This is a genomic window from Mesorhizobium sp. M1A.F.Ca.IN.020.03.2.1 (assembly GCF_004023205.1).
GTDB lineage: Bacteria > Pseudomonadota > Alphaproteobacteria > Rhizobiales > Rhizobiaceae > Mesorhizobium.
Genome location: NZ_RZSV01000321.1, coordinates 1 through 4,917 on the forward strand (window position 1 = coordinate 1; position 4,917 = coordinate 4,917).

The 4,917-nt window shown below is 63.4% G+C and carries 4 protein-coding genes and 2 pseudogenes; 4 read left to right on the forward strand and 2 right to left on the reverse strand.

Annotated features, from left to right (window positions below; genetic code table 11):
- The first annotated feature begins 263 nt into the window (after nucleotides 1-263).
- From gpt to EOA79_RS29530, 3 genes are all read left to right on the forward strand, one after another.
- Nucleotides 264-764, forward strand: coding sequence for a xanthine phosphoribosyltransferase (gpt, locus tag EOA79_RS29520; RefSeq protein ID WP_066998919.1), 501 nt, complete (start codon nucleotides 264-266; stop codon nucleotides 762-764).
- 220 nt (nucleotides 765-984) lie between these two features.
- A complete protein-coding gene (locus tag EOA79_RS29525) occupies nucleotides 985-1,473 on the forward strand; it encodes an NUDIX hydrolase (protein WP_095802221.1) in 489 nt (162 codons plus the stop codon).
- A gap of 115 nt (nucleotides 1,474-1,588) precedes the next feature.
- Entirely contained in the window at nucleotides 1,589-1,900 is a 312-nt protein-coding gene (locus EOA79_RS29530) for a PilZ domain-containing protein (RefSeq protein WP_066998925.1), read from the forward strand.
- Between the two features lie 51 nt (nucleotides 1,901-1,951).
- Here EOA79_RS29530 and EOA79_RS29535 read toward each other — a convergent pair whose 3' ends face one another.
- Together EOA79_RS29535 and nadE are read right to left on the reverse strand one after the other, a co-directional pair.
- A complete protein-coding gene (locus tag EOA79_RS29535; RefSeq protein ID WP_095825226.1) occupies nucleotides 1,952-3,757 on the reverse strand; it encodes an ABC transporter ATP-binding protein in 1,806 nt (601 codons plus the stop codon).
- Nucleotides 3,758-4,165: 408 nt separating this feature from the next.
- Nucleotides 4,166-4,819 (reverse strand): annotated as a pseudogene (gene nadE, locus EOA79_RS29540) (NAD(+) synthase); the annotation flags it as partial.
- Here nadE and EOA79_RS29545 point away from each other — a divergent pair.
- Nucleotides 4,807-4,917, forward strand: a pseudogene (locus EOA79_RS29545) (hypothetical protein); the annotation flags it as partial. The pseudogenes nadE and EOA79_RS29545 overlap by 13 nt on opposite strands.

Below are 4,917 nucleotides of genomic sequence, written 5' to 3' on the forward strand. Positions count from 1 at the left end.
CACCCGCACCGTGCTGCGCACGGCAAACGTGGCAGCCTTCCTGTCGAGATAAGCCTGTCTCCGCGAAGTGGGAATCGGGTTCGGGGGACAAGGACATGTATCAAACAGGGAACTTGCACCGCGTCGCCTGAACAGCGCGACGCGGTATAAGTACACAGCCATCCCTGGCGGCCACCTTGCCAAGGCTGGCGCTTTCCGGCTAATTCCGGCTGCATTCCATCGTATCTGCGCGCTGCGGCGCGCGCTTGCGGAGTGCACGAACCATGTCCCTTCCCGAAAAAGCCTTTCCGGTCTCCTGGGACCAGTTCCACCGCGATGCCCGCGCGCTCGCCTGGCGGCTTTCCGGCACCAACAAAGGCCAGTGGAAGGCGATCGTCTGCATCACCCGAGGAGGCCTGGTGCCCGCCGCGATCATTTCGCGCGAGCTTGGCATCCGCGTCATCGAAACGGTCTGCGTCGCCTCCTATCACGACTACACGAGCCAGGGTCAGTTGCAGGTGCTGAAGGAGATCTCGCCTTCGCTTCTTGCCGATGACGGCGCGGGTGTGCTCATCATCGACGACCTCACCGATACCGGCAAGACGGCCGGCATCGTGCGCGCCATGATGCCGAAGGCGCATTTCGCCACCGTCTATGCCAAGCCGAAGGGAAGGCCTCTGGTCGATACATTCGTCACCGAGGTCAGCCAGGACACCTGGATCTACTTCCCGTGGGACATGGGCTTCACCTATCAGAAGCCGATTGCCGACGATCACGCCGGCTGATCGTTGGAAGCTGCTGTTTCCGTCCAGCGCCCGCCCAAATCACTGTTTGCTGTATAGAGAAGGCTCTCGGGGAGAAGGCTCTCGGGGGCGATGATTTCGCAATTGCCTGCCCTGTCCGGGTTAACCAACCCGAGTGAAGTTTTTTACTTTTATCGTCCACAATACGTCGTAAGATTCGTTTGATGGCAAATGATTCTAGAGGCTCGGGGCAGCTTCTACGATGTTGACGAGGCCAACGACGCACAACCAGATGGCCGAAAGAGTCCGACGACTCTTCGGCTCAGTGCCTTGCCGCCTGCAGGTTGCAGCCCTGCCTTGGCGTGAGAACGAAAACGGCGTCGAGATCATGCTGATCACCAGCCGCGATACCGGGCGCTGGGTGCTGCCGAAAGGCTGGCCGAAAGCCAGGGAGCCGCTTTGCGTAGCTGCCGCCCGCGAAGCGGGCGAGGAAGCGGGGTTGCACGGCACGGTCTCGCATCTCGAAGCCGGCCGCTATTTCTACGGCAAGGTCCTGGCATCCGGCGAGGAAGTGCCTTGCGAGGTCCTGGTGTTCCCGCTCAAGGTGGACCGCGTCGCGGACCGCTGGAAGGAAAAGCGGGCTCGCACGCGCAAATGGGTCGGCTCCGCCGAGGCCGCCCGCATGGTCAACGAGCCCGATCTTTGCCAGATCATTGCCTATTTCTGCGCCGATCCGCGAAAATTCGCCTGAGTCATCGCTCACATAACGCATATGTGACCCGACGAGCATGCCGCGCGTTGCGGTGCGCGAACATCGGTGCTTTGTGTGGTTAATGCAGTGCCGATTCGGCTAATGGCGTCGATCGATGACGAACTCCGCGCAACCACTTGAAGAAAACTCCGGCGAACACCGGCGCGAGCACCGCCAGCGCGTGCTCAAGGGCGGGACGATCATCACCGGTATCCAGAATTCCGAGGTCAGTTGCACGTTGCGCAATCAGAATGCCGGTGGCGCCGAGCTGAAAGTCGCACCGGAATCACGCGTTCCCGATCGTTTCCTGCTCTACGTCCCGCTCGATGGCGTGGCTTATCGCGCGGAAGTCCGCTGGCGCCGCAACGACCGCGTGGGCGTCAAGTTCACCGGTACCGAGGCCAAGCCCAAGTTGCACTACGGCTGACGGTCGGTCCGCAAGGCGGGAAGGCACCCGGCCGAAGCCGGATGCCTTTCCTCAGGCGACCAGGCCTTTGGTGAGTTCGAGCGCCTGGCGCTCGAACAGCCGCCGGTAGATACCGCCGTTCAGCCGGATAAGCTCGTCATGCGAGCCTTCCTCGATGATGCGGCCGCGGTCGAAAACCAGCAGCCGGTCGAGTGCCCGCACGGTCGAAAGCCGGTGTGCGATGACCAATGTCGTGCGCCCGACCATCAGCCGCTCCATCGCCTTCTGGATGAGCACCTCCGATTCGGAATCCAGGCTCGATGTCGCCTCGTCCAGGATCAGGATGCGCGCATCGGCCAGGAAGGCGCGCGCGATCGCCACGCGCTGGCGCTCGCCGCCCGACAGTTTCACACCGCGCTCGCCGACCAGGGTTCCGTAACCCTTGGGCAGATCGGCAATGAAGTCGTGCGCGCTGGCGAGCTTCGCGGCATGCTCGATCTCGGCCTGCGTTGCGCCCGGCCTGGCATAGGCGATGTTCTCGGCCAGCGACCGGTGAAACAGGATCGGCTCCTGCTGCACGATGGCGATCTGGCTGCGCAACGATGATTGCGCAACCTTCGAGATGTCCTGGCCGTCGATCAGTATCCGGCCCCCGTTCACGTCATAGAGGCGCTGGATCAGCTTGACGAAAGTTGTCTTGCCCGATCCCGAATGCCCGACCAGCCCGACGCGTTCACCCGCGGCGATCTCGACCGAGAAGTCGCGATAGAGCGGCAGCCGGTGATTGCCGTAATGGAACGTCACCTTGTCGAACGCAATGCTGCCGTCGGTGATCCGGATCGGAGCGGCACCGGGCCGGTCCTCGATGCCGAGCGGTTCGGACTGGAAGTCGACCAATTCCTCCATGTCGTTGATCGAGCGCTGCAGGTTGCGGATATGCGTGCCGATATCGCGCAGATAGCCCTGCAGGACAAAGAACGACGTCAAAACAAAAGCGATGTCGCCGGCACTCGCCTCGCCCCAGGCCCAAAGCATGAGCGCAAGGCCGATCACGGCCGCCCTCATCAAGAGCAGCATCGTGCCTTGCGCGGTGCCGTTGAACGTGCCGCGCACCCAGGTACGGCCCGTGCGCAGACGCCATTTGGCGACCACGCGGGCAAGCCGCGCTTCCTCGCGCGCCTCGGCGCCAAAACCCTTGACCACGGCATTGCAGCTCACCGCGTCGGCCAGCGCGCCGCCGAGGCGTGTATCCCAGCTGCTGGCGAGGCGTGCCGCCGGTGCGACGTAGCCAAGCGACAGCATGGCGGTGACGGCGATGAACAGCACCGAGCCGATCGCGACCACCAACCCCATCATCGGCCAGAACCAGCCGAGCAGCAGCGTCGAGCCGACCAGCATGACGAACGACGGCAGCAGCGCGATCAGGATCGTGTCGTTCAGCAGGTCGAGCGCCCACATGCCACGCGTTATCTTGCGCACCGTCGAGCCGGCGAAGCTGTTGGCGTGCCAGTCCGTCGAGAAGCGCTGGACGCGGTGGAACGCGTCGGCGGCGATGTCCGACATCATCTTCAACGTCAGTTCGACAATCCCCATGAAGGCGGCGTTGCGCAGCACCACGGCCGCCAACGCCAGCGCCATCAGGATGGAGAACGCCGTCATTGCGGCGTGCCACGCAACCTCGTCGGCGCCGGCGCTGCTGGCGACCGCGTCGACCAGCCGGCCGGAATAGAGCGGCGTCAGCACGTCGGCCAGCGTCGAGAGCAGGAATGCGCCCATGATGAGCGACAGGCGCCACGGCTGGCGGCGCCAGTGGCCAAGCGTGAAGCCGAGCACGCTGCGAAAGGCGCTGGCGCGCAGATCTATTGTGAAACGAGCCATGATGTCATCCGGGCGCAGAGAGGCCCGGTCCCGCTAAAATCAAATTGGAAAACCCGCGCCAGCGCCCTATGGCGCCCTTAGAACGGGGAGGTTCAGTATGGCTGGTCGCGCGCCCTCGGTGGCGACCGGCAGAGCCAGATGCCTGCCTGCGGATGGCCTTCCGAACGGAGTTCGGACGGCCGGTGCAGATCTAGGCTTCGCGGCCTCGCATAACGATGTCAAATCCTGCCATACGGTCCTCCCGAAAGGGAATCGCGGAAGCGCTCTTATAGAGGCGGCTCACCATCTCGCCAAGGCAGGGCGGCGCCAGGAGGGCGTCTTGTCCGGCCACTGAGACGATTTTGCAACAATGGTGGGTTGCGCCGCCAACAGCGCCGGTTCAGGCGAACAGCTTTGCGTTTCAGCGGACTAGCTGCGATCCCGGAACCGATTGGTGATCGGGTAGCGGCGGTCGCGGCCGAAATTCTTCTTCGTGATCTTCACGCCTGGGGCCGCCTGCCGGCGCTTGTACTCAGCAATGTAGAGCAGATGCTCGACGCGCGTCACCGTCGCCCGGTCGTGGCCGCGCGCGACGATGTCGTCAACGCCCATCTCGTGCTCGACCAGGCATTCGAGAATGTCGTCCAGCACCGGGTAAGGCGGCAGCGAATCCTGGTCGGTCTGGTTTTCGCGCAGCTCCGCCGACGGCGCCTTATCGATGATGTTCTTCGGAATGACCTCGCCCGATGGGCCGAGCGCCCCCGGCGGCACATGCGCGTTGCGCCAGCGCGCCAGCGCATAGACCTGCATCTTGTAGAGGTCCTTGATCGGGTTGAAGCCGCCATTCATGTCGCCATAGAGGGTGGCGTAGCCGACCGACATCTCACTCTTGTTGCCGGTGGTGACGACCATCGAACCGAACTTGTTCGAGATCGCCATCAGGATCGTGCCGCGCGCACGGCTCTGCAGGTTTTCCTCGGTGATACCTTCCTGAGTGCCCTCGAAGAGCTGGGTCAGCGCATGCCGGAAACCTTCGACCGGCTCGGAGATCGGCACGATGTCGTAACGGCAGCCGAGCGCGCGGCACGATCCTGATGGCGATCTCGAACAAGTTCGGTTCGATGGTCGTCACCACCGGCAACAAGAGTGAGATGTCGGTCGGCTACGCCACCCTCTATGGC